General features: G+C 71.0%; 1 pseudogene. It reads right to left on the bottom strand.

From position 1 onward, the window contains the following. A pseudogene (locus AB0N03_RS52235) lies at nucleotides 1-1,088 on the bottom strand (hypothetical protein); the annotation flags it as partial.

Below are 1,088 nucleotides of genomic sequence, written 5' to 3'. Positions count from 1 at the left end.
CCCGAAAGCGTCGCCGCCGATGTCGAACTGCGCCTCGTCACCGAACAGCAGATCACCGAAACCGTCACCGGCCTCCGGGAGGTTCGCCTCGTAGTCCCCGGCCAGGGTAGGCGCGCCGTCCCCAGCGAAGCCGAACCCGAAAGCGTCGCCGCCGATGTCGAACTGCGCCTCGTCACCGAACAGCAGATCACCGAAACCGTCACCGGCCTCCGGGAGGTTCGCCTCGTAGTCCTGCAAGAACGCGGCGAAGTCGTCGACCCCGAAGGCCACCGGCCCGGTCTCGCCTGCGGGTCCCGGGGTCGCCGCGTCTTCGTCCACGGCGACTGGACCGGCTGCCGCCGGTGCGGGCGTCCCTGGGAGCTCCGTCGCGGAAGCAGCCTCGTCCAGTTCCTGCCCGGCCGCCGGTCCGAGTACGGGGGCTGCATCGACATCCGCGGCGCTCTCCTCGAGCCGCAGGTCCACTCCGGGTGCCCACGGCGTGCCCGCGATCGGCTGGTAGCGGACACGCTCCTGAAGCCATCCGTTCACCCCGCCCGGCACGCCTTCGAGTTCCTCCCGCACCAGCGAGTCGAGTGCTTTCTGCCGAGCCTGGGCCTGCCCCTGGTTGACCGCGGCGAACTCGATCAGCAGCACGGCCCCCCCCTCCGCGCGGGAGGCCGGTGCCCGGGCGGCGAATTCCCGTACCCGCCACCTCACCTGCCGCTGCATCGCGCGGGAAAGCTCGTTACCCTCCCGGTGCGGGACCCCGCCGACGGTGACAGCGCTCTGGTTGAGGAAACCGCCCTGCCAGAACGAGGCTGACCGGACCTGCGCTTCGGTCAGCAACGGCGTGGGCATCACCGTCACCGACACCCGCGCTTCAAGCCCCGGCGACCGACGGACCAGTTCGTTGAACAGCCAGTCCTGGCTGTCGACCCCGTGCCCGCGCAGCAGGAGGCGCAGCTGCTCGGAAACGTGGTCCAGCACCGCGTCCCGGTACTTGAGCTCGCGGGTCGGCAGCGCGGCCTGGATCCGGATGTCGACCGTCCGCACCCCGGCAGGGACCTTCTGCCACTGCTGCGCCAGCCGGTGCGCGAACGCCTCCAACG

Source organism: Amycolatopsis sp. NPDC051061 (genome assembly GCF_040682935.1).
Taxonomy (GTDB): domain Bacteria; phylum Actinomycetota; class Actinomycetes; order Mycobacteriales; family Pseudonocardiaceae; genus Amycolatopsis.
This window is presented reverse-complemented; position numbering and strand designations above follow the sequence as displayed.